The following is a 24,703-nucleotide window of genomic DNA, read 5'->3' as shown; positions in this document are numbered from 1 at the left end:
AAATAAGTGGTGTTCAATTGAATAAATATACACTTTAGAAGTTCTGATATAACAAATTTACCCGTTAAATAATTAAAGTAACCATATTTGATTAACTACTCTTGAATTTTAAATTAAATTCTTATAAATATTGCTTTTACATTCGATTTTTATTTTTGTTAACGATAAGTTGCAAATAATATTTTTGTAATTCTGAATCTCCAATACGTGATGCTTCCCTTAATTTATAATTCAAACTTTCTAAAGAATCTTCGTTATTATTATTTTTAATAATTTGAATATAGTCCTCTATTTCGTTTTCATAAGGTTCATCATTTAGATGATATTGATCTAATTCAATAAGAACTTCTCTCAATTCATTAGATTCAATATATTGCATCATATCGCTAATTGTATAATAATCATTTTTTGAATAATAGTCGTACAAATAACTAAATATACGCTTTAAATAGCTATTTGTAAAGTCTTCTGGTACAACTTTTTGATAATAATTCAAAAAAGTATCTTTATCTTTCATTAAATGCTTAATTAAAGCTCTTTCTGCTTTCTCATTTTTAGTCAGACGACCGAGTATTAATTGTTGTTTACTTGGCTCATCTTGAAAAGTGGGATAAGTGTTCGACGGCATCTGATGTTGATAAGTTGCATCTAACTCATATTGAATGGTTTCTGGACTAACTTTAAATATATCAGCTATGTTTTGAATAAGTTTATTACGAATAATACCTGAATTGACTAAAGAAAGGTCTCGCACAGTTTCTTTAAAATGTTTTTCGTATGCAAGATCATTATGATTAATCTCATTTTGATACATTTTAACTTTAAATAGCACAAATGATTGTTTGTCTTGTTGAACAAATTTTATGAATTGTTCGTTATCATATTTTCTAATATAATCATCAGGGTCCATACCTGAAGGTAGTTGAACCACAAACACATTTAATCCTTGATTCAACAGTGCTTGTCCAGTTTTTATAGTAGCTTCTTTACCAGCATAATCACCATCAAACATTAATGTTACGTTTTGCGTTAGTTTTTGTAAAAAAGTAATATGTTCTTGTGATAACTGGGTACCCATACTAGCGACAACTTGTTTTAATCCAGCGTAATCTGATTTAATTACATCCATGAAACCTTCTAATAAAATAATCTCATCTTGTTTTCGAATAAATTTACGTGCTTTATTTAAATTATATAAAATTCTACGCTTCTGGAAAATAGGTGTTTCCGGACTATTTAAATATTTTGGTTCTTGATTCGTATATGTCCGTCCTGAATACCCAACAATTCGTCCTTGTCCATTCTTTAAAGGAAACATAATTCTATTTCTAAATCTATCAAAATATGTGAAATTCTCTTCATTTCGAGATAACAAACCTGCTTCAAATGCTAGTTCTATATCATATCCTTTTTTTTCAAGAAAATCATGACAAAAATGTGAGTTATCAGGTGCATACCCAATTTCTCTTTCCTTAATAAGGTCATCTGTAAAGCCACGTTCATGTAAATAATTGAGGGCTTCCTCACCTTCAACTGTTTTCATTAAAGCATAATGATAATAATCTTTAATGAGTTCATGCATCTCAATCATTTTCAACTCATCAGACGCAATTTTTGTCGAGGAATTTGTTTGGTTCTGCCCTATATCAACTTGGATATTCACTCGTTCACCCAAATCTTTTACAGCTTCAACAAATGATACGTCTTTAATTTCTTGCGTAAATTGAAAAACATTACCACCTTTTTTACATCCAAAACAATGACAAATTTGTTTATCTTCTGAAACTGTAAATGAGGGTGTCTTTTCATCATGAAAAGGACACAAACCGATATAATTGCGTCCTCTTTTTTCAAGTTTTACATATTCACTAACTAAATCTAATATATCAGTTTTATTTTTTATTTCATCAATGACGGATTGATCTATACGCAAAAGACATCACCTATCAATATTCATAATTGCTAATTCTTTATTTTTATGTGGTTACTAAAAGAATGAAGGAATATATTTCAAACTATAAATGCCACCTATAAAATACATTCATTTCTAAGATAGCAATCTTATTAAAGTTCTATTATTATACCTTCAATTTATTGGAAAAGAAATCATTTCGATTTATTTTTTTTTGATAAAATGAATAATATCATTTGCTGTTTCTTCAATGGCTTTATCTGAAACATCAATAACAGGGCAACCAATTTTATCGACTAACTTTTCAAAGTAATCTAATTCTTCCTGAATTCTTGCTTCAGTTGCATATCTAGCTTTGTCACCTAATCCTAATTGTTTTAATCTCTCTTTACGTATACGATTTAATTTTTCTTCACTAATTTTTAACGCAATACATTTTGATGGATCAACATTAAATAAACCGTCTGGGGGAGTCACTTCAGGTACTATTGGAATATTCATTACTTTATAGCTTTTATGTGCTAAATATTGAGATAAAGGTGTTTTTGATGTTCTTGAAATGCCAAGTAACACAATATCTGCTTTCGGCAATCCTTTAGGATCTTTTCCGTCATCGTATTTAACAGCAAATTCGATTGCATCGATCTTTTTAAAATAAGCATCGTCCAATCGATGAACCATCCCAGGTTCATAATAAGGTGTTTCTTCTATAGAATTCGATAACAATTCCATTAGTGGACCCATGATGTCAACAGATTTCAATGCATGTTCATTGACTTTTGATATCATATACTTTTTAATTTCGGGTTTTATTAATGTATAAACAATGATTGCATTCGTATCTTTAGCAACTTGAATGACTTCATCAACATTTTCGAATGATTCGATATATGGATATCGAAGGAATTCATGCTTACATTGTTTAGGATTGAATTGTGAAACGCCTGCTCTTGCAACGAGTTCCGCAGTTTCACCAATTGAATCAGAGGCAACAATTATCTTTATATTATCCATGTATTTACCACCTATTCTTTAAATAATGAAACGAATAATTTAGTGATTGTTGTTTTAGAGATGCGACCTATTACTTCAAATTTGTCGTTTTCTTTAGGTCTAACAATTGGTAATGAATCTATCTCCTTATCAATCATTTGGTTTGCAGCATAAATAACGAGTTCCTGTTCTTTTAAATATGAAACATTAGGCATTCTAGTCATATTTACACTGATAGGCATTGTATGTATGTCCTCACCAATCATTGAGGCACGAAGTAAGTCTTTCCTAGAACATACTCCTACAAAATCGTTATTCTCATTTGTAATAAATAATGTACTGACATCTTCTAAAAAGATGGTACATATAGCATCATAAACAGTCATGTTTTCTTTTATGACAACAGGATGCGACATATAATCTTTTACAACATATTTTCGTAATTTTTCGTTTATGATTTTATTTTTAGATTTACCAGAATAGAAATAACCTACTCGAGGACGTGCCTCTATAAAACCAGACATCGTGAGTATAGCTAAGTCAGGACGTAATGTAGCACGAGTTAAATTGATTTTTTCAGCTATATGCTCGCCCGTGATAGGTCCTTCCGATTTAACAATCTCTATTATTTGTTCTTGTCTTTGACTTAATTCTATAGGTCTTCACCCCTTTTTAATACTTACTCATTATAACTTTTATTTTCAATTGCTACAAATACATATAAACACTTGCTATTAAAAATTATTTCAATTAGAATTATTAATAAGCGAGTTAAGGATGGTGTGAGCTTAACAAACATATTTTGGCATATGATTAAATTTTTATAAAAGCGAGTGTTTACACTAATTTGGGTGGAACCGCGGGTTGAAATGTAAATAAACACATGTTATTTCAACAATGTGTTTTAAATAATTTAAACTCGTCCCAAGATAATATTGCATAATCTATGTGTATTGTCTTGGGGCGTTTTTATGTATAAGGAGAGGCTTTTATGGTTAAAAATATGGATACAATTGTACAACTTGCGAAGCATAGAGGATTTGTATTCCCTGGTAGTGATATTTATGGTGGATTATCAAATACATGGGATTATGGTCCGTTAGGTGTTGAATTAAAAAATAATATTAAAAAAGCTTGGTGGCAAAAATTTATTACGCAATCACCATACAATGTAGGTATTGATGCTGCGATTCTTATGAATCCAAAAACATGGGAAGCATCAGGACATTTAGGAAATTTTAATGATCCTATGATTGATAATAAGGACAGTAAAATTCGTTATCGTGCAGATAAATTAATCGAAGATTATATGCAAAATGAAAAAGGTGACGAAAACTTTATAGCAGATGGCTTAAGTTTTGATGAAATGAAAAAAATTATTGATGATGAAGGAATTGTTTGTCCGGTCAGTAAGACTGCAAACTGGACTGATATCCGTCAATTTAATCTTATGTTCAAGACTTTCCAAGGTGTTACTGAAGATTCTACTAATGAATTATTTTTACGACCTGAAACAGCTCAAGGTATTTTTGTGAACTATAAAAATGTTCAACGTTCTATGCGTAAAAAATTACCTTTTGGTATTGGTCAAATTGGTAAATCATTCCGTAATGAAATCACACCAGGAAACTTTATTTTCAGAACAAGAGAATTCGAACAAATGGAACTTGAATTCTTCTGTAAACCTGGTGAAGAAATTGAATGGCAAAATTATTGGAAAACTTTTGCAAGTGAATGGTTAACAGATTTAAACATCTCAGAAGACAATATGCGCCTTAGAGATCATGATGAAGATGAATTATCACACTATTCCAATGCTACTACTGATATTGAATACAAATTCCCATTTGGTTGGGGAGAACTATGGGGTATTGCGAGTCGTACAGACTTTGATTTAAGACAACATAGTGAACATTCAGGTGAAGATTTTAAATATCACGATCCTGAAACTAACGAAAAATACATTCCTTATTGTATTGAACCATCTCTTGGTGCAGATCGCGTGACTTTAGCATTTTTATGTGACGCGTATGCTGAAGAAGGTGTTGAGGGTAGTAAAGATGCACGTACAGTTATGCATTTCCACCCAGCTTTAGCACCATATAAAGCGGCGGTACTACCATTGAGTAAAAAATTATCAAGTGAAGCTATTAAAATTTTTGAACAGCTAAGCTCTAGCTTTGCAATAGACTTTGATGAATCACAATCTATTGGTAAACGTTATCGTCGTCAAGATGAAATAGGTACACCATATTGTATCACTTTTGATTTTGACTCATTAGAGGACAACCAAGTAACAGTGCGTGACAGAGATAGTATGGAACAAGTACGTATGCCAATATCAGAACTAGAAACATTTTTAGCTGACAAAGTTAAATTTTAGTGTACTATTTATTTATAAGTAAAAATTTTGAATATGAATAAAGCTCCTATCTTAAGTTTTAACAACAGCAGATAGGAGCTTTTTATGATAAATTTATTCTGAAATCTTTTCACAATGAATCTTTTTCTAATCTATTTAATTGGTTTATTAATTTTTGACTTTTAAAAAACATACCAGCATACTCACGATAAAGCATGATAAGTAATTCAGACATTTCATTTAATATGTCTTGCTGAATATTTAGATGATTTATCTTACTTATGGGTAATTGCTGTAGGATATTAAGAAGATATAAGGTGCGATTAGAGAGCTGAAAAGCATGTTGATCCTGATATAATGCAGATTCTGAAATAGCACCGTCATATTTAAAACTATACGCTATAAGTTTTGATTGATCTTGAATGCCGGTAATTGCACAGTGATCAAATGAAGCTGTGAATCCAAATTTAGACATACTTTTTAATAAGACGATTACAGACATTAATTGTGCTGGAGTTCCTTCGTTAATTTTGGAAAGAACAAATTGAAGCAAGTCATAATTATATTTTGAAACCTCATTCTCTTCCATTGATCGGTCAATTGTTTCAGCACATAAAGATGCATAGCTACTTTCAAATAAGTCGAGTTGGAGTTCATAATGTTGATTAATCACATCAACAGAATTTAGTGTTCCCATGCCTCGCCATTTATTATAAATAAATAAGCCATATACGAAAAGCTGTGTATTTGCTTGAAATCCAGACTTAACTTTTTTTGCTCGTCTGGCCATTAGTGGTATTTTAGCTCCGTATTCATTTAATATTGTAATGATTTTATCTGACTCACCATAATCAACAGATTTGATAATGATGCCCTTTTGTTTCATTAGCATCAGTTGATCACCAACCTTCTATTGATTAATCTTGATCTTCAACATATCCAATTTGTCTTATAAAATTAACCTTATTTCTCCAATCACGTTGTACTTTCACCCATAATTCAAGATAAACTTTCGAGCCAAGTAACATTTCGATATCTCTACGTGCACGTTTACCTACTTCTTTAAGCTTTTTACCACCTTTACCTATTACTATACCTTTTTGTGAATCTCTTTCAACATAAATTGTCGCCTCAATACGTACTCTATCTTCATCCTCTTTAATCATACGATCGACATTGACACCAATTGCATGTGGAATTTCTTCACTCGTCAAATGTAGAATTTTTTCTCTAATGATTTCACTCACTACAAATTGTTCAGGATGGTCAGAAATTTGATTGTCAGGATAATATTTAGGCCCTTCTGGTAAAAAAGATTTTAATACATCAATAAAATGATCAACATTCATCCCCTCTAAAGCAGAAATTGGAATTATGTCTGTAAAATCCATATATGACTGATATTGTTCAATTTTTGGCATCAATGTATCTGGATGAACCAAATCAATTTTATTTAAAACTAAAAATATAGGTGTTTTGACGTTTTTTAGCATTTCCATTATATACTCGTCTCCTCTACCTATATCTTCATTTACATTAACCATAAACATAATAGCATCAATTTCAGAAAGTGTATTTTTAGCTACTCTCATCATGTAATCTCCTAATTTATGTTTAGGCTTATGGATACCAGGTGTATCGATAAAGATGATTTGAGCATCATCTCTCGTCATCACACCTTGTATTTTATTTCTAGTCGTCTGAGCTTTATCTGACATAATAGCAATTTTATGTCCTATTACTCTGTTTACAAAGGTAGATTTACCTACATTAGGTCTACCGATTATTGAAACAAATCCTGATTTATGTTCTGTCATTAATTTAAATCCTTTCCAGAAAATCCTAATGGTAATAATTCACCAACTGTAGCTTCTATCATATCTCCGTTTTGATTGGTCATATATACAGGCATATCTTTATCACAAAGTTCCATCATCACCTGGCGACATTCGCCACATGGGGACGAGGGTTTATCAGCATCGACAGTAACTGTAATGGATTCAAAATCACCTGGTTGATAACCTTCTGATATAGCGCTTACTAAACTTGATCTTTCTGCACATATCCCCATCGGGTATGCAGCGTTCTCAACATTTGCTCCGTGAAAACACCGACCATCTTTCGTTCTTAAATAAGCACCAACTTTAAAGTTACTGTATGGTGCGTAAGCATTTTTTTGTGCCTCTCGGACTTCTTTAAAGTAGTGTGATTGATAACTCATTACATTCCTCCCTTAAATATTTCTAATATATATGGTATAAAAACAATTAACCCAATACATATTGAAACGATTGAAACGATGACAACACTAAACGCAGCTATATCTTTAGCATATTTTGCATATTCATGATAATCAGTGGTAATTAAGTCGACAACAAATTCAATTGAGGTATTAATAGCTTCAAAACTTAAAACAAGTCCTATAGCTACAATGATTAATATCCAATCTATACGATCAATATTTAACACAATTCCTAATATGATAACTATTACAGCCGCTAAAATGTGGAATAAGAAATTTTGGTCTTTTTTTAAAATTGCGCGAAAACCCTCATATGCATATTTAAAACGTTTCATATTAATTTCTAGTTAAACCAAATTCGTTAAGTATAGCATCTTGTCGACCAAACATTTCTTTTTCATCATTATCATTCATATGATCGTATCCTAGCAGATGTAAAAAGCCATGTAATGCTAAAAATCCTAATTCACGCTCAAAGGAGTGTCCGTAGCTTTCTGCTTGTTCTTTGGCAACATCTGTACATATAATAATATCACCTAGAACACGTGGTATATCAAAGTCATTGAAATCTATTTCTGGTTCATCTTCTTCTAGAGCAAATGAGATGACATCAGTAACTTTATCTTTGTCACGATATACTTTATTTATATTTTGAATTTCCTCTTTATCTACAAAAGTTACTGATAATTCGGCATCATTATGAATATTTTCTTTCTTTTTAGCGAATGTTAATAATTGATCTATTTGGTCAAACCAAGACGATTCTACTAGACCTGTATGGTCACTAAAATCTATAGTAAACATTTATTCAACTCCTTCATAACGATTAATAATTTTACTTACAAGTGGATGTCTAACTACATCGCTTTGATCCATTTTCATAATACTTATGCCACTGACACCACTTAGTTTTTTTACCGCTTCTTTTAAACCACTTTTTACCCCTTTTGGTAAATCGATTTGAGTTTGGTCACCAGTGACAACCATTTTTGATCCAAATCCTAAGCGGGTAAGAAACATTTTCATTTGTGCATGTGTCGTATTTTGAGCTTCATCTAATATAACAAATGCATCATCTAGGGTTCTACCTCTCATATATGCTAATGGTGCAATTTCTATTACACCACGTTCGATGAGTCTTTGAGTTTGCTCTCTACCTAAAACAGTATTTAACCCATCGTAAAGGGGTCTTAAATATGGATCTACTTTTTCCTTTAAGTCACCTGGTAGAAATCCTAGAGATTCACCTGCTTCAACAGCAGGTCTCGTTAGAACAATACGCTTAACAGATCCTTTACGTAGTTGTTTAGCCGCATATACGACTGCTAAAAAGGTTTTACCAGTTCCAGCTGGACCAATGCCGAATACTAAATCATTACGCTTCATAGCATTAATATATATACGTTGTCCCATAGTCTTAGCACGAATTGTTTTACCATAAGCATCTTTTGTAATTTCTTCATCGTATAAATCTAACAAATGATGAATTGTATTATTGTCGGCCATTTTTATAGCAGCTTCTACATCTTTAAGCGTAATTGTATTACCTAATTCAATTACTTTAAGTAAATTTTTTAGAACTAATTCTGCTTTTTCAACATGCTCTAGCTTTTCACCTTTAACAGCAATTTCTTGACCTCTAGCATGTATTACGACATTAAAATGTGCTTCAATCGCTTTTAGGTTTTCATCATTATTTCCTATTAAAGCTTGAGATTGATTAATATCGTCAATTTGAATTATTCCTGGCATAAACGCGCTCCTTTTCAAGTTACGTAAATTTAATTTTTCATCAACATGAGATAAATTTCATAATATAAAATATAGCTTGATACATCAATATTGTATCATGCTTGCTATGAATAAATGATGAATTAAACTCTTATTATCATTCATAGCTAAAATTCATTTTAAATCTTAATTAAATTTTACTAAAATACCTGTTTTTAGACAAACTAAAAAGAGAGTATATCGTAATAAATTACAATATACTCTCTTATATACTTAAATATTTAGATTAATGTTTGAAAAATTAAAACTAATTAAAGCTGTTTTGGTTTACTTAAAATTTCTGACCAAATAATACCATTAATAACTTCATCACTATCATATTGAAAGGCAGAGTGCGACATGTTTTTCTCAACATTCCTAGAATTTAGTAGTTGTTTTAATCGATATCGCTTTGTTCTTTCTGAGAGATATTTATCGTTGATAATGTCTTGCGCTTTTCTCTCAATCATAACAAGTTGCTTTTCTTTTTCTTTATCAATTTCTCTCCGTACATCAATTAAATTTTTAGTTACATCTTGTTCAAGTTCCTGCTTAAGTTTTTCATAATTATCATCTCGTGATGTTGTCTTATCTGGCTGAGGAATATTTTGATGTTCATGAGTAGACGTTGTTTGACGTTTAGATTGTGAAGTATTTTGTCTTTCTTTAGGATGTGATGTGTTTTTCTTTTCTTTTTCATTCCAATCTTTATTCAGTGGTGGTAATGAAGTTTCATAAGGTTTACTCTGTTTTTTTTCAGGTTCATCATTTAATTCGTCACTAATTTCTTTAAAAGTTTTTTCTAATTTTTCAAAGAAACCACCTTCTTGAGGTTGCTCGTTTGAGGGTTTTTGATTGGGTCTTTGATTTTGTCTGTCCTCGTGACTTTTATCTCGTAATGCGCTAACACCTGTAATTATCACAGATATGATGAAAATGATAATGCCAATATTCATCTTATCACCTCTTCATTATTGTTGTGGTGATTCATCATCGTTTTGATCAGTGCGTTTATTTATTGCATTTCTCATACCTGTATCCGCTTCAATATTTTTAAGGTTATAATAATCTTTAACTCCAATATTACCTGATCTTAATGCTTCCGCTATAGCTAAAGGTACTTCGGATTCAGCTTCAACAACTTTAGCTCTCATTTCTTGAACACGCGCTTTCATTTCTTGTTCAGAAGCAACAGCCATTGCGCGACGTTCTTCTGCTTTTGCTTGTGCAATGTTCTTATCAGCAAGTGCTTGTTCTGTTTGTAAATCAGCACCGATATTTTTGCTAATATCAACATCGGCAATATCGATAGAGAGAATTTCGAATGCAGTTCCAGAGTCTAAACCTTTACTTAGTACAGTTTTTGAAATATTATCTGGATTCTCGAGCACTTCTGTATGATGCTCACTAGAACCAATTGTAGATACTATACCTTCTCCGACCCTAGCAATGATTGTTTCTTCACCAGCACCACCAACAAGTCTTGCTATGTTAGCGCGTACGGTAATACGAGCTTTTGCCTTAACTTCGATACCATTCATAGCTACACCTGCAATAAATGGCGTTTCAATAACTTTTGGATTAACTGACATTTGTACTGCTTCTAATACATCTCTACCTGCTAAATCAATGGCAGCGCCTCGCTCAAATGGTAAATCGATATCAGCTCGTTGTGCTGCAATGTTTGCATCAACAACACGATCAACATTACCACCTGCTAAGTAATGAGACTCAAGTTGATTTGTAGTTAAGTTTAAACCAGCTTTATGCGCTTTGATCAGAGGTGCGATAACTTTTCTTGGTGAAACTCGTCTTAAACGCATCCCCACAAGCGTGCCTATTCCAACATGTACTCCAGCAGCTAGTGCTGAAATCCATAATCCGACCGGAACAAATGAAAACAGAATGAGTAGTGCAACTACTATAATGACTGCAATGATTATAAAACCAATACTAAACATTAAATCGCTCCTTTTTATTTTTCGATTTCTCTAACAACAACACGTGTACCTTCCACTTCAAGAATCTTAACTTGTCGATTACGTAAAATAAATGATCCATCAGATACTGCGTCTATTCGATCATTTTCACAAGTTATAATTCCTGCTGGTCTTAAATCGGTAACAGTATGTGCGGTTTTTCCTACAAGATGAGAGCGGTCGTCATGTGAACGATAACCTGCTTCAGAATTTGTTGAATCCTTTAAAATAACTTTATCTAAAAATGGAATTTTTCTATTGAATATTTTCACTAAAATCACCCATTCTACAATTGATAATATTAATGCAACTATAACATTTCCAAGCATTAATAAAATATTGTCACCAAGTATAATAATACTTAGTGTTATTAGAATAATACCAATCATACCAATTACAGCGCCTATAACAAATAATTCAATGATGAGTAGTATGAGGCCAATTGTAAACAGTAATACTGACATCACATTGACATCGCCATTAATTAGGAATGCTAAAAATAAAAGTAGTAAAGCAAGTAATGCAATTATTCCCATTAAGTTTATGCGTTTTGAATATAGTTGGTATAAAAAGCCAATAAATATAATACAAGTGAAAATAAGAGAAACAAAAGGTTGAGTGATAAACTGTGCAAGGTTTTCAACCCAATTCATCCCATTTAAAGGTTTTGCCATAAACAGCATATGTATTAGATGTAAGTTATCCATTTTTTCACCTCGCCCTCAAAATAATTATACATGAAATGAAACATATCATATAGTCATTTACATATCTATAATAAAAATAGTATGTTAATTTAGTAAAATAAAAACGCAATATAAGACGATATAAAATCAAAGCATCTTAACCATTACTCAAACGCATTTAAATATAGTTGCAACAGTTTGTTACAGTTACAAGCGTATAGTCGGACATAAAAATGAAAAAACTGAGACATATCAATAACACACACTTGAAAAGATTATAAACTTTCTATCATGGTATTATGGTAATTTAGATATACGCATGGCTTCTATTATTAATTTGGACAGATATTTTAGTTTTAAGTGATCCACTAAATCAATCATTACTGCTGATACCTTTTTTCATTACCTTATAGTTTTTTAATATCCAATTCTATATCTTTTCTAATATTTTCTAGTATGTTGAAAAAATGTGTAGCTTTCAGCATTTTAATATCATCGCTAACAATACTTGACTTGTGTTTGATTTTGAATATTCAATGGTTCCAAAATTGTTTTAAATCATACTCATCTACTTTCATTTCAACTGCTTGATATTTTGTTTCTATCGAATAAGATTTTCTTTTAATAGAAAAACACTTTCGCATGAATCAATTTAATATGAATTCAACGAAAGTGTTTTTTACCGATATTTGGGGATAGCTCGATCATTGTCCCAAGTTTTGACTTATTAACAATTAAAGACTAGAACTGAAATACGTTAAAAACAAATAAATCAGTTCTAGTCTTCATTTCTCGATAGAACAGTGAATTGTGAATTCAATTCAAATTCTGTCCTAATATATAATTAACATTCTTGTTGAGGGAGTCAACAGAGCTATTAATTATTTGAATTTACGTTTACGTGCAGCTTCAGATTTCTTTTTACGTTTTACGCTTGGTTTTTCGTAAAATTCACGTTTACGTACTTCTTGAATAGTTCCACTTTTTGATACTGAACGTTTAAATCTACGTAAAGCATCTTCTAGTGATTCGTTTTTACGTACTACTGTTTTAGACATCTGTATTTCCCTCCCTCCAAATATCAACGGAACTTTATAGTCATTGCATAGTAAAACTATGCAGTTATTAGTATAATATAACTCTAAATGACGGTCAATCAGTAAAATTTACAATTTTTTATTAATTAAACAAGTACTTCTTTTTCAGATTGATTCGTTGCATGTTTAACAACACGTATTGCTTTGCCTTCATTAATTGGATAATTAGCTTTAACTATCTTAACTTTCACTATTTGACCTATTAATGAGTCATCTCCTTCAAATCTTACCTTCATATAATTGTCAGCATAGCCAACAAGTGTTTGTGGTTCTTCACCCATTTCTTCAGGTATAACTTCTAAAACTTCATCTTCAAATTTAGAAGCATATTCTTTGGCTAATTGATTACTTAGACTAATTAGTTTGTGCACACGAACATTTTTTGTTTCTTCATCAATTTGATTGTCCATTCTTGCAGCAGGCGTTCCTATTCTAGGAGAATAAGGGAATACGTGTAACTCTGAAAAATGATGATTTACGATGAAATCGTAAGTTTCTTGGAATTCCTCTTCAGATTCTCCAGGGAAACCAACAATTACATCACTAGTAACTGCTAAATCTGGTAATGCTTGATGTAATTTTGTCAATCTTTCTGAAAAGTGTGCCATCGTATATTTACGTCTCATTCGTTTTAACACATCATCAGACCCAGATTGTAACGGTATATGTAAATGACGTACTACCTTATTTGAGTTTCCAATGACATCAATAACTTCATCAGTAAGTTGACTTGCTTCAATCGAAGAAATACGTATACGTTCAAGCCCTTCAATAGTATCTAGATCTCTTAGCAATTGTGCTAGATTATAATTTTTAAGGTCTTGCCCATAACCACCAGTGTGAATACCCGTTAAGACAATTTCCTTATAACCAGAGTTAACAAGTTGCGTAGCTTGTTCTACTACTTTTTCTGGATCTCTAGAACGCATCAATCCACGTGCCCACGGGATAATACAGAACGTGCAAAAATTATTGCACCCTTCCTGTATTTTTAATGAAGCACGCGTTCTATCAGTAAAGTAAGGAACTTCTAATTCTTCATAAGTTCTATTTTTCATAATATTACCTACACCATTAATAGGTTGTCTCTCTTCCTGAAATTGTTGAATATAATCTAACAATTTATGACGGTCTTGAGTACCTACAACGATGTCAACACCAGGGATTTCCATAATCTCGGCAGATGATGTTTGTGCATAACATCCAGTTACACAAACGACTGCATCAGGATTTTGTCTAATCGCTCTTCTAATTATCTGACGACTTTTTTTATCCCCTGTATTTGTCACCGTACATGTATTAATAACAAATACATCAGCATTTGTTTCAAATTCTACTCTTTCATAATTTGCATCTTTAAATAATTGCCAAATTGCCTCAGTTTCGTAATGATTTACTTTACAACCTAATGTGTGAAACGCAACTGTTGACATAATCTTCACCCCAATAATTCTTTTTCATAACTTACTGCACTTAAAGCGTAAAGAGGTGCAGTTTCAGCACGCAAGATACGTGGACCTAATCCAACTATAGTACTTACATCATCGAATAATGCAATTTCACTATCTGATAACCCACCTTCAGGTCCAAATATGATTAAAACACGGTCCTGTGTCTTAAATTGTTTAATTGTTTGCTTAAATTGACTTAATTCACCGTGCTTTGCTTGTTCTTCATATGCTATAAGAACATAGTCATATTGATTTATCATACCATAAATTTCTTTTAAATTCGACTTAAATTTTATATTTGGTATTGTTAAACGATAACTTTGTTCTGCAGCTTCCTTTATAATTTTTTGCCATCTCGATAATTTCTTTTCTACTTTAGAATCATTGAGCTTGACCACAGAACGTTCCATAGCTACAGCTATAAATTCGTTTGCCCCCATTTCAGTTGCTTTTTGTATCATCCATTCATATTTATCTGCTTTGATTAAACCACTACATATTGTAATGTTCTGAGGTAGTTCAGTGTTAATTTGTTGTTTTTCTTCTAATTTAATTTCAATCGATTGATCGTTTATTGAAATAATTTTACATCTAAATACATTTTCATCTGAAAAAGTGACAATGATATTTTGTCCTTCTTTATAACGCATAACATTCACGATATGATGATAGTCTTCTTTGTTCTCAATAAAAAAGCACTGATTTTCATCAGCGCTTTGATTCATAAAATATCTTTGCAAATTATCCACTCACTTTCTGACCAACTATACAAACCCAGCCATTGTCATGTTCTACTGAAATAATTTTGAAACCAATACGCTTCATTTGTGATTCTATATCTTGATACTTTTCTTCAATAATACCTGATGTGATAAAATAACCATCTTCAATTAAAGTATTATAAGTATCTTCAATCATTTCTTCAATAATATGAGCAAGAATATTTGCAATAACGATATTAAATTTCTCATTTTCATTTTTTAATAAATTACCTGGAACTGCTTCAATTGCATCATCACAATGATTTTTCTTAAAGTTTTCTTTTGCCACATTTACAGCCATTTCATCTATATCTAATGCCTTTATTCTTTGAACTCCAAGTAAATGACTAGCAATACTTAAAATGCCTGATCCTGTTCCAACGTCGATAACTGAATCCGTTGGTTTTACAAACGTTTCAATTGCTTTTAAACACATACTTGTAGTTGGATGATCACCTGTTCCAAAAGCCATACCTGGATCTAATTCAATGCACAATTCGTTATCATTTTCTTTAACATATGATTCCCAACTTGGTACTATCGTAAATTGTTTTGAAGCTCTAAATGGATGAAAATAATTCTTCCATTCATTTTCCCAATCTACTTCGGCAATAAGTTTTTCCTGATAATCATAAATTGTTTTATCAATTTGCTGAAGATTCAATATTTCATGATTAATGTTGGATTTTAAGTTTTCATTATAAGTGAACTCATTAAAATAAGCTTTTAATCGAACTCCTTTTTCAGGATAATCTTCAGGGTTTAAATCATAAATTTCTCCAAACTTATCAACAGGTTGTTCTTCTAAAATATGTGAATCTTCAATTACAACTCCATTAGAGCCATAACTTTCAAGAATTTCTGTAACATCGTATTCTACTTCGTGATTAACTACAATTGAGAGTTCCATCCAATTCATTGACTATTCTCCTTTAAAGAATCTTTTTGCTCTATCTTTGAAATTAGATGACTGTTCATTTATATCTTCACCATTAATTTCAGCAAATTCTTTTAATAATTCTTTTTGACGGTCATTTAATTTTGTTGGTGTAACCACTTTTATGTTGACAAATAAGTCCCCGTAACCATAACCATGAACATTCTTTACACCTTTATCTTTAAGTCGGAATTGTTTACCCGTTTGTGTACCTGCAGGAATGGTTAAAACAACATTACTTTTAAGTGTAGGTATCTTTATTTCATCACCTAGTGCAGCCTGTGAAAAGCTAATATCTAGATTATAGTAGATATCGTCTCCATCACGTTCAAACGTATTGGATGGTTTAACTCTGAACACCACATATAAGTCACCATGCGGTCCGCCATTAATCCCAGGTGAACCTTCTCCAGCTAAACGAACTTGTTGTTCGTTATCCACACCTTCAGGAACAGTTACTTCTAGTTTAACTGTTTTATTTTCAGTACCTTTTCCTTTACATGTTGGACATGGCTCTTCAAATTCTTGTCCACTACCTTCACATTTAGGACAAACTTGTTCAGTTCTAACTCTACCCAAAATAGTATTTTGTTCAACAGAAACACGACCAGCGCCATTACAATAGCTACAAGTTTTTTTACTTGTACCAGGCTTAGCGCCATCACCGTTACATGTATGACATGTTACATCTTTTTTTATTGATATTTCTTTTTTTGTCCCGAATACAGCCTCTTCAAATGTTATTGTCATTGTGTATTGAAGGTCATCACCTTTGCGAGGTGCATTAGGATCTCTTTGACGTGAACCGCCACCAAAGAATGAGCTGAAAATATCTTCAAATCCACCAAAGTCACTGCCACCAAAGCCTTGACTACCAAATCCACCTTGTGGTCCGTCATGACCAAATTGATCATAATTTGCACGTTTGTTTTCATCACTTAAAACTTCATATGCTTCGGAGATTTCTTTGAATTTTTCGTCTGCGCCTTCTTCTTTATTTATATCTGGATGGTATTTTTTTGATAATTTACGATAAGCTTTTTTAATTTCGTCTTTAGAAGCGCTTTTGCTTACGCCTAAGACCTCATAATAGTCTCTTTTGGCCATAATTACCTCTCCTTTTATACGTTTAACAAGAATAGTTTATCTAATTGTTTCTTAATATCCAAATAAAAAGTCAAAGTCAATGATCGATTGACTTTGACTTTTTTACTAAAAACTTAATAGATAATTATAAGTTAGATACTAAACTTATTTTTTATCTTCGTCATCTTTAACTTCTTTAAAGTCTGCATCTTCAACAGTACTATCTTGAGAACCTTGTTCTTCTTGAGCTTGTTGTTGTGCTTGTTGAGCTTGTTCATAAACTTTTGCAGATAATTCTTGAATTACTTTTTCAAGTTCTTCTTTTTTAGCTTTAATATCATCGATGTCTTCACCATCTAATGCTGTTTTAAGTGCATCTTTTTTCTCTTCAGCATTTTTCTTATCTTCATCACTAATATTTTCGCCTAAGTCTTTAACTGTTTTTTCAACTTGGAATACTAGACTATCTGCTTCGTTTCTCAAGTCAACTTCTTCACGACGTTTTTTATCTGCTTCAGCATTTTCTTCAGCATCTTTAACCATGCGATCGATTTCTTCATCAGATAGAGATGAGCTTGATTGTATTGTGATATTTTGTTCTTTATTAGTACCTAAATCTTTAGCTGTAACGTTAACAATACCGTTTTTATCGATATCAAATGTTACTTCGATTTGAGGTACACCACGTGGTGCAGGTGGAATGTCAGTTAATTGGAATCTTCCTAAAGTTTTGTTGTCAGATGCCATTGGACGTTCACCTTGTAATACATGAATATCTACTGCTGGTTGATTGTCAGCTGCTGTAGAATAAACTTGTGATTTAGATGTTGGAATAGTAGTATTACGTTCAATTAATGTGTTCATACGTCCACCCATAATTTCGATACCTAAAGATAATGGCGTAACATCAAGTAATACCACATCTTTAACATCACCTGTGATTACACCAGCTTGAATAGCAGCACCCATTGCTACAACTTCATCTGGGTTAACACCTTTATGTGGTTCTTTACCAATTTCTTTTTTAACAGCTTCTTGAACGGCCGGAATACGAGTTGAACCACCAACTAAAATAACTTCATCTATTTCTGAAGTAGATAAACCAGCATCTTTTAATGCTTGACGAGTCGGTTCCATAGTTTTTTTGATTAATGAATCAGCTAATTCTTCAAATTTAGAACGAGTTAAACTAATTTCTAAGTGTAATGGTCCATTTTCTCCAGCAGAAATGAATGGTAATGAAATTTGAGTTTGAGATACACCTGATAAATCTTTTTTAGCTTTTTCGGCAGCATCTTTTAATCTTTGTAATGCCATTTTATCTTGTGATAAATCAACACCATTCTCTTTCTTGAATTCTGAAACAAGATAATCAATAATTACTTGGTCAAAGTCATCGCCACCAAGTTTATTATCTCCGGCAGTTGATAATACTTCAAATACACCGTCGCCTAATTCTAGAATAGATACGTCAAATGTTCCCCCACCTAAGTCAAATACGAGAACTTTTTGGTCTGTTTCAGTTTTATCTAACCCATAAGCAAGTGCAGCAGCTGTAGGTTCGTTGATAATACGTTCAACTTCTAAGCCTGCAATTTTACCAGCATCTTTAGTTGCTTGACGTTCACCATCATTGAAATAAGCAGGGACAGTAATAACAGCTTTGTCTACTGTATCTCCTAAATAGTTTTCTGCAGTGCTTTTTAAGTTTTGTAAAATCATTGCTGAAAGTTCTTGTGGTGTATAAGATTTACCTTCAATATCTACTTTATAATCTGTACCCATATGACGTTTAATAGATTGTACAGTGTTAGGATTTGTGATAGCTTGTCGTTTCGCTACTTCACCTACTTGAGTTTCACCATTTTTAAATGCAATCACTGATGGTGTAGTACGTGCACCTTCTGGGTTTTGAATTACTTTTGGTTCATCTCCTTCTAAAATAGAAACACAAGAGTTAGTTGTACCTAAATCAATTCCAATTACTTTACCCATAATATAATTCCTCCAATTTAATCATTTTATTTATTTCAATGTATTTTCAATCTAATTATTGATTTACTTTTACCATTGAGGGTCTTAAAACACGATCCTTAAGTTTGTATCCTTTTTGCAATTCTTGAGTAACTTCACCTGATTTAAAATCAGGATTGTCATCTTGAACGACAGCTTGATGTAAATTAGGATCGAATTCCTTACCTTCAGCTAAAATTTCTTCAAGACCATTGTCTTTTAAAGCTCTTAGTAAACTTTCATGAACCATCTGCACTCCTTTTTGAAGTGATTTAAACGATTCATCATCACCTTCAATTTGTAGTGCACGCTCAATATTATCTATAGACGGTAAAATGTCAGTTAAAACACCTTGAGCTTTATAAGTAGCATTAATTTGATTTTCTTTTTGAATTCGGCGTTTATAATTTTCGAATTCTGCATATAATCTTAAATATTTTTCTTCATTATCATTTGCAAGCTTTTCTAATTCTTTAATTTTAGTATCTTGAGACTCTGACTCTTCATCCTTGATACTTTCTTCTGAATTATTTTCTGAATCGCTAGCATTAGCTTCACTATTATCCGTGTTAGATACTGAGTTTTCAATGTTTTTATCATTCTGATTGTCTTCAGTTTCTACATTAATATCTTCCTCAGTATTATTCACTGACTGATCTTTTTCTGACATAGTCTGACCTCCAATACATTTCCAATTACTACCATATACGGTTTAATAATTGAATTACATTTTGATAATGCATTGCAGTTGGTCCGATTACTGCAATTTGACCTTTTAGTGACTCATCAAAATGATACTGACTAGTCACAATTGATATATCGCTTAAACTATCATCAATCTCTTTACCAATTCGGACAGTGATTTGAGAAGTTGATATATCTTCTAATAATTCAGTTATTTTATTTGATTCTATATATTGAAGAATCGGTTGAATAGATGAAACGTTGGACTCATTTAACGCATCAATAAGTTTAACCTTTCCACCCATATAAATGCTATTACTTTGATTACCAATTTGTAAATTTATCATCTCAACTACTTCATTTGCAAGCAATAGCTCTTCTTTTTGACTAAAGTAAGACTCGATGTTTTGAGTTAGTACTTTACGATTAAAACTGAAATGTTCGGTCAAAAAGTTTGCTATTTTATTTAAATTAATATTATTTAGTTGAGCATGCGATACAAAATGTATATTTTCAACATGTCCAGAAGAAAATACCATTACTAAAATAATCAAATGGTTATTAGCACGAATAAGATGTATATCATTTATAACATCTTGCTTGTGATTCGGGCGGACTACCAACGTTGCATATTGAGATTTCATAGATAATTCGTGTGCAAAGTTTGAAAGTGCAGTCGAACTATCATAATGATTCTCAATTAATAATTGATTTAAACGTTGAATTTTGTTTTGACTTTGATGAGATGTTTGTTCTAAAAGGCGATTGACATAATATCTAATCCCTGATTCAGATGGAACCCTTCCAGAAGATGTGTGTGTCTTCTCAATGAAATGCATTTCTTCGAGTTGCTTCATTTCATTTCTAATGGTAGCTGGACTCACATCCAAGTGATGACGATGAATTAGAGTTTTAGATCCAATCGGTTGTCCAAAATCAACATAATCTTCAACAATAGCATTAAGGATGCTTAATTGTCTTTTTGTAATCATGTTTTCACCTCATTAGCACTCTTTTATCTCAAGTGCTAATTATAATTTATCAAATTGGTCAAAGTAAGTCAATGTTAAAGCACTAAAATTTCTAACTTTTTATGAATTTAGCAAAAATGCTTCAAAAACCTCGTTACCTATGACTTTTCCACGTTCGGTTAAAGATATAAATTCTCTTTCTTCTTTTATGAGTCCCCTACACCTCAAATCTTTAATAGTTTCACCAAACACCTCATCGATTAATTTATTAAACTTTTTCTTAAAACGGCTTTTACTAACACCTTGATTCATTCTTAAACCAAGAAACATTTCTTCTTCCATTCTTTCGTTATAAGTAGGAGATGTTTCAGATAGTATTGGTTTTTTTCCTTCATTTATCGCTTTAATATAATGATTTACTGGATTAAGATTTGTGTAACGTACACCGTTTACATAACCACTTGCACCAGCACCAAAGCCATAGTATTCTTCATTTAACCAATATACTTTATTATGGTTTGATTCATGATTAAGTTTACTAAAATTAGAAATCTCATATTGATGGAATGATGAGTTTTTCATACGATCCATTAAAAATTGATACATTTCTGCCCCTAAATCTTCATTTGGTAATTTTAAATGTCCCTTTCTATACAAATTATAAAACTGGGTTTTAGGTTCAAGAATTAATCCATAACTTGAAATATGATCAATATCCAATGCAATGGCACGTTCTAGGCTGTCTTTAAAATCGTCGATAGTTTGTTGTGGTAAATGGTACATTAAATCCAAACTTATTGATTCAATACCTGCTTTTCGGGCATGACTAACAGCATTATATATATCTTCAGTTTTATGAGTTCTGCCTAAAATTTTTAATAGTTCAGGTTTAAATGTTTGTACACCCATTGATATTCTATTTACGCCATATTGTTTTAAAAGTACAACTTTTTCATAAGTTAACTCATCAGGATTAGCTTCAAAAGAAAATTCTCCGCTAATTGTAAATGTTTGATTAATTGCTTTAAGTAGCTTCTCAAGTTGTCTCATATTCAAGGCTGTCGGTGTACCACCTCCGACATACATTGTTTCAAGATTTCTGTTATTATCAACTTGCATCTCGTTAATAAGTGCGTCTAAGTATTCATCGACTGGCTGTTTATCGATAAAGTATTTATTGAAATCACAATAAGTACAAATTCTATAGCAAAATGGAATATGAATATATGCACTTTTTACACTCACTTTATAACCACCAATCTTTTAATCATTTATATAGTTTTCACATTATATACTTATATCATTCTAGACATTATAAAATGAGGTAAGACATAAAGAATGTCTATACCCCATTCATCTACATTATTCATCATCCATTTTTAATACTGCTAAAAATGCATCTTGAGGAATTTCCACATTGCCTACTGCTTTCATTTTAGCTTTACCTGCTTTTTGTTTTTCTAAAAGTTTTCGTTTACGACTGATATCTCCACCATAACATTTAGATAAAACATTTTTACCCATAGATTTAATGTTTGTTCGTGCAACAATTTTTTGACCAATAGCCGCCTGAACTGGCACTTCAAATTGTTGTCGTGGAATTAATGTTTTTAATTTTTCGACAAGCGCTTTTCCTCTTTCATATGCAAAATCTCTATGGACAATAAAACTTAGAGCATCAACTTTATCTCCATTCAGTAATATATCCATTTTAACAAGATTACTTTCTTTATTCTCAATAAATTCATAATCAAAAGAAGCATAACCTTTTGTATTAGATTTAAGTTGATCAAAGAAATCGAAAACTACTTCAGATAATGGAATTTCATAAACAATATTAACCCTTATATCATCAAGATAATCCATGTTTATAAATTGACCTCTTTTACGTTGACATAACTCCATCACTGCACCTACATAATCATTCGGCACCATCATCGTAGCTTTGACAAATGGTTCATAAATATGTTCTATTTTATCTCTTTCGGGCATTTGTGCTGGATTATCAACTGAAACTTCAGAACCATCTTTTAAAATACATTGATAGATAACAGAAGGCGCTGTTGCAATGAGTTCAATACCAAATTCTCTTTCGATTCTTTCTTGAATAATCTCCATATGTAACATTCCTAAAAATCCAGTTCTGTATCCAAAACCAAGGGCTTGTGAAGACTCAGGTTCAAACTCTAAAGATGCGTCATTAAGTTGTAATTTTTCTAAAGCTTCTCTTAGGTCATTATAGTCTTTATTGTCAATAGGGAATAGACCACAATATACCATTGGATTCATCTTTTTATATCCTTGTAACGGCTTGTCGGCAGGTCTTTCAGCTAGAGTAATTGTGTCACCTACTCTAGAATCATCAACATTTTTGATGCTTGCGATAATATAGCCCACATCACCAACTGTTAATTCTTCTATCGGTAGTTGCTTAGGTGTATTGATTCCCACTTCTGTAACTTCAAATTCTTTACCGGTAGCCATCATTTTAATTCTATCACCAGCTTTAACAACACCATCAATAATTCGAATTGAAGATATTACTCCTCTGTATGGATCATATTCTGAATCAAAGATAAGTGCTTTAAGTGGGGCTTCAGGATCACCGTCCGGTGCTGGCACAACATCAACTATTTTCTCTAAAATTTCTTCAATACCTATATTTGACTTAGCACTTGCGAGTACTACATCTTCTTGATCTATACCTATAACATCTTCTAATTCTTGCTTAACTCTATCAGGCTCAGCTGCAGGCAAGTCTATTTTATTAACAACTGGCAAAAGTTCCAAATCATTATCTAATGCTAGATAAACGTTTGCTAAGGTTTGTGCTTCTATTCCTTGGGCAGCATCAACTACAAGAATTGCACCTTCACATGCAGCTAATGAGCGAGAAACCTCATACGTAAAGTCGACATGCCCTGGTGTATCTATCAAATGAAATGTATAAGTTTCTCCATCTTTAGCTTCGTATTTTAATCGAACAGCATTTAGTTTAATAGTAATGCCTCGTTCTCTTTCCAAATCCATAGAGTCAAGTAATTGATCTTGCATTTCTCGAGTTTCAACTGATTTTGTATTCTCTAAAATTCGATCAGCTAATGTCGATTTACCATGGTCTATATGCGCAATAATGGAGAAATTTCTAATATTTTCTCTTCTATTGTATCGTTCTTGCTTATCCATTTTATCCTTCTCGCTTTCATCTTTATAACCTGTCACTTCTATGTATCTTTGATATAGTAACGTTTTTATTACTTTAATGCAATATATCTTTGACATAATTAATTAAATGTAAATTCTAACATAACTATTATATCTAGTTCAGTAGTTCATTCCAACAATTAAAAAGTAATAAATTCAATTGAAGTTACTTTTAAATAAATGATTGCACAAATATAAGACATTTGATAAAATATTTCTTGTTGTAATCAAATAAATTTTGATAAGTTATGATCACTTTTAGGAGGTGACAGTAATGCCAAACATTAAATCTGCAATCAAACGTGTAAGAACAACTGAAACAGCTGAAGAAAGAAATATTTCTAAGAAAAACGCTATGCGTACAGCTGTGAAACGAGCTAAAACAGCTATCTCTACTGATGCTGAAAACAAAGATGAATTATTAAGATTTGCTATCAAACAAGTTGATAAAGCATCTCAAAGTAATTTAATCCATTCTAATAAAGCTGACCGTATTAAATCTAAACTTATGTCAGCTAATAAATAATAATTATTAAAACAGAGAGGCTGGGACAT

The 24,703-nt window shown here is 31.7% G+C and carries 23 protein-coding genes and 1 pseudogene; 2 read left to right on the top strand and 22 right to left on the bottom strand.

The window, feature by feature from the left end:
- Positions 1 to 136: 136 nt before the first annotated feature.
- The 3 genes and pseudogenes from dnaG to ACVBFA_RS00110 all read right to left on the bottom strand — a co-directional run bounded on the left by dnaG (position 137) and on the right by ACVBFA_RS00110 (position 3,561).
- A complete protein-coding gene (gene dnaG, locus ACVBFA_RS00120) occupies positions 137 to 1,933 on the bottom strand; it encodes a DNA primase (RefSeq protein WP_002457735.1) in 1,797 nt (598 codons plus the stop codon).
- Between the two features lie 173 nt (positions 1,934 to 2,106).
- Positions 2,107 to 2,926 (bottom strand): annotated as a pseudogene (locus ACVBFA_RS00115) (pyruvate, water dikinase regulatory protein).
- Positions 2,927 to 2,937: 11 nt separating this feature from the next.
- Positions 2,938 to 3,561 (bottom strand): helix-turn-helix transcriptional regulator, encoded by a 624-nt coding sequence (locus ACVBFA_RS00110; protein WP_079994851.1) that lies wholly within the window; start codon positions 3,559 to 3,561, stop codon positions 2,938 to 2,940.
- 335 nt (positions 3,562 to 3,896) lie between these two features.
- Between ACVBFA_RS00110 and ACVBFA_RS00105 the strand changes: the two genes are divergently transcribed.
- The gene (locus tag ACVBFA_RS00105; RefSeq protein ID WP_002446551.1) at positions 3,897 to 5,288 is read left to right on the top strand and encodes a glycine--tRNA ligase; all 1,392 of its coding nucleotides are present in this window, start codon (positions 3,897 to 3,899) and stop codon (positions 5,286 to 5,288) included.
- 109 nt (positions 5,289 to 5,397) lie between these two features.
- Here the strand turns inward: ACVBFA_RS00105 and recO are convergent, their stop codons facing one another.
- The 19 genes from recO to lepA all read right to left on the bottom strand — a co-directional run bounded on the left by recO (position 5,398) and on the right by lepA (position 24,130).
- The gene (gene recO, locus ACVBFA_RS00100) at positions 5,398 to 6,159 is read right to left on the bottom strand and encodes a DNA repair protein RecO (RefSeq protein WP_002446552.1); all 762 of its coding nucleotides are present in this window, start codon (positions 6,157 to 6,159) and stop codon (positions 5,398 to 5,400) included.
- Positions 6,160 to 6,184: 25 nt separating this feature from the next.
- Entirely contained in the window at positions 6,185 to 7,084 is a 900-nt protein-coding gene (gene era, locus ACVBFA_RS00095; protein ID WP_002495735.1) for a GTPase Era, read from the bottom strand.
- Positions 7,084 to 7,488, bottom strand: a complete 405-nt coding sequence (gene cdd / locus ACVBFA_RS00090; RefSeq protein ID WP_002446555.1) for a cytidine deaminase — start codon at positions 7,486 to 7,488, stop codon at positions 7,084 to 7,086. The genes era and cdd overlap by 1 nt, the downstream gene beginning before the upstream one ends.
- Positions 7,488 to 7,844, bottom strand: a complete 357-nt coding sequence (locus ACVBFA_RS00085) for a diacylglycerol kinase family protein (protein WP_002446556.1) — start codon at positions 7,842 to 7,844, stop codon at positions 7,488 to 7,490. The genes cdd and ACVBFA_RS00085 overlap by 1 nt, the downstream gene beginning before the upstream one ends.
- Before the next feature lies 1 nt (position 7,845).
- Entirely contained in the window at positions 7,846 to 8,313 is a 468-nt protein-coding gene (gene ybeY / locus ACVBFA_RS00080; RefSeq protein ID WP_002490014.1) for an rRNA maturation RNase YbeY, read from the bottom strand.
- Entirely contained in the window at positions 8,314 to 9,261 is a 948-nt protein-coding gene (locus tag ACVBFA_RS00075) for a PhoH family protein (RefSeq protein WP_002475446.1), read from the bottom strand. It abuts the gene before it with no gap.
- 290 nt (positions 9,262 to 9,551) lie between these two features.
- On the bottom strand, positions 9,552 to 10,235 hold the full coding sequence (locus tag ACVBFA_RS00070) for a hypothetical protein (protein ID WP_002487011.1): 684 nt from the start codon (positions 10,233 to 10,235) through the stop codon (positions 9,552 to 9,554).
- A 15-nt stretch (positions 10,236 to 10,250) separates the two neighbouring features.
- Positions 10,251 to 11,240, bottom strand: coding sequence for a flotillin-like protein FloA (gene floA / locus ACVBFA_RS00065; protein WP_126122188.1), 990 nt, complete (start codon positions 11,238 to 11,240; stop codon positions 10,251 to 10,253).
- 14 nt (positions 11,241 to 11,254) lie between these two features.
- Positions 11,255 to 11,965: an NfeD family protein gene (locus ACVBFA_RS00060; RefSeq protein ID WP_002446561.1), complete on the bottom strand. Its 711-nt coding sequence runs from the start codon at positions 11,963 to 11,965 to the stop codon at positions 11,255 to 11,257.
- An 860-nt stretch (positions 11,966 to 12,825) separates the two neighbouring features.
- Positions 12,826 to 13,002 (bottom strand): 30S ribosomal protein S21, encoded by a 177-nt coding sequence (gene rpsU / locus ACVBFA_RS00055; RefSeq protein WP_000048060.1) that lies wholly within the window; start codon positions 13,000 to 13,002, stop codon positions 12,826 to 12,828.
- 125 nt (positions 13,003 to 13,127) lie between these two features.
- Complete coding sequence (mtaB, locus tag ACVBFA_RS00050) at positions 13,128 to 14,474, bottom strand: tRNA (N(6)-L-threonylcarbamoyladenosine(37)-C(2))-methylthiotransferase MtaB (RefSeq protein WP_002457745.1); 1,347 nt, start codon at positions 14,472 to 14,474, stop codon at positions 13,128 to 13,130.
- A gap of 5 nt (positions 14,475 to 14,479) precedes the next feature.
- Positions 14,480 to 15,232, bottom strand: a complete 753-nt coding sequence (locus tag ACVBFA_RS00045; RefSeq protein WP_002457746.1) for a 16S rRNA (uracil(1498)-N(3))-methyltransferase — start codon at positions 15,230 to 15,232, stop codon at positions 14,480 to 14,482.
- Position 15,233: 1 nt separating this feature from the next.
- Entirely contained in the window at positions 15,234 to 16,172 is a 939-nt protein-coding gene (gene prmA, locus ACVBFA_RS00040) for a 50S ribosomal protein L11 methyltransferase (protein WP_002446565.1), read from the bottom strand.
- Between the two features lie 3 nt (positions 16,173 to 16,175).
- Positions 16,176 to 17,297, bottom strand: a complete 1,122-nt coding sequence (dnaJ, locus tag ACVBFA_RS00035; protein ID WP_002446566.1) for a molecular chaperone DnaJ — start codon at positions 17,295 to 17,297, stop codon at positions 16,176 to 16,178.
- 144 nt (positions 17,298 to 17,441) lie between these two features.
- Entirely contained in the window at positions 17,442 to 19,271 is a 1,830-nt protein-coding gene (gene dnaK, locus ACVBFA_RS00030; RefSeq protein WP_126122186.1) for a molecular chaperone DnaK, read from the bottom strand.
- 55 nt (positions 19,272 to 19,326) lie between these two features.
- Positions 19,327 to 19,959, bottom strand: a complete 633-nt coding sequence (gene grpE / locus ACVBFA_RS00025; RefSeq protein WP_002476265.1) for a nucleotide exchange factor GrpE — start codon at positions 19,957 to 19,959, stop codon at positions 19,327 to 19,329.
- Positions 19,960 to 19,987: 28 nt separating this feature from the next.
- Positions 19,988 to 20,965 carry a heat-inducible transcriptional repressor HrcA gene (hrcA, locus tag ACVBFA_RS00020; protein ID WP_002446569.1) on the bottom strand — a complete coding sequence of 326 codons (978 nt, stop codon included), beginning with the start codon at positions 20,963 to 20,965 and terminating at the stop codon, positions 19,988 to 19,990.
- A 99-nt stretch (positions 20,966 to 21,064) separates the two neighbouring features.
- On the bottom strand, positions 21,065 to 22,189 hold the full coding sequence (gene hemW / locus ACVBFA_RS00015) for a radical SAM family heme chaperone HemW (protein ID WP_002446570.1): 1,125 nt from the start codon (positions 22,187 to 22,189) through the stop codon (positions 21,065 to 21,067).
- A gap of 117 nt (positions 22,190 to 22,306) precedes the next feature.
- Positions 22,307 to 24,130, bottom strand: coding sequence for a translation elongation factor 4 (gene lepA / locus ACVBFA_RS00010; RefSeq protein ID WP_002457751.1), 1,824 nt, complete (start codon positions 24,128 to 24,130; stop codon positions 22,307 to 22,309).
- 292 nt (positions 24,131 to 24,422) lie between these two features.
- On the opposite strand from lepA, the gene rpsT reads away from it, so the two are divergent.
- Positions 24,423 to 24,674, top strand: a complete 252-nt coding sequence (gene rpsT, locus ACVBFA_RS00005) for a 30S ribosomal protein S20 (RefSeq protein WP_001831221.1) — start codon at positions 24,423 to 24,425, stop codon at positions 24,672 to 24,674.
- The last annotated feature ends 29 nt before the right edge of the window (positions 24,675 to 24,703 follow it).

The organism is Staphylococcus sp. MSU001 (genome assembly GCF_052976705.1).
This window is presented reverse-complemented; position numbering and strand designations above follow the sequence as displayed.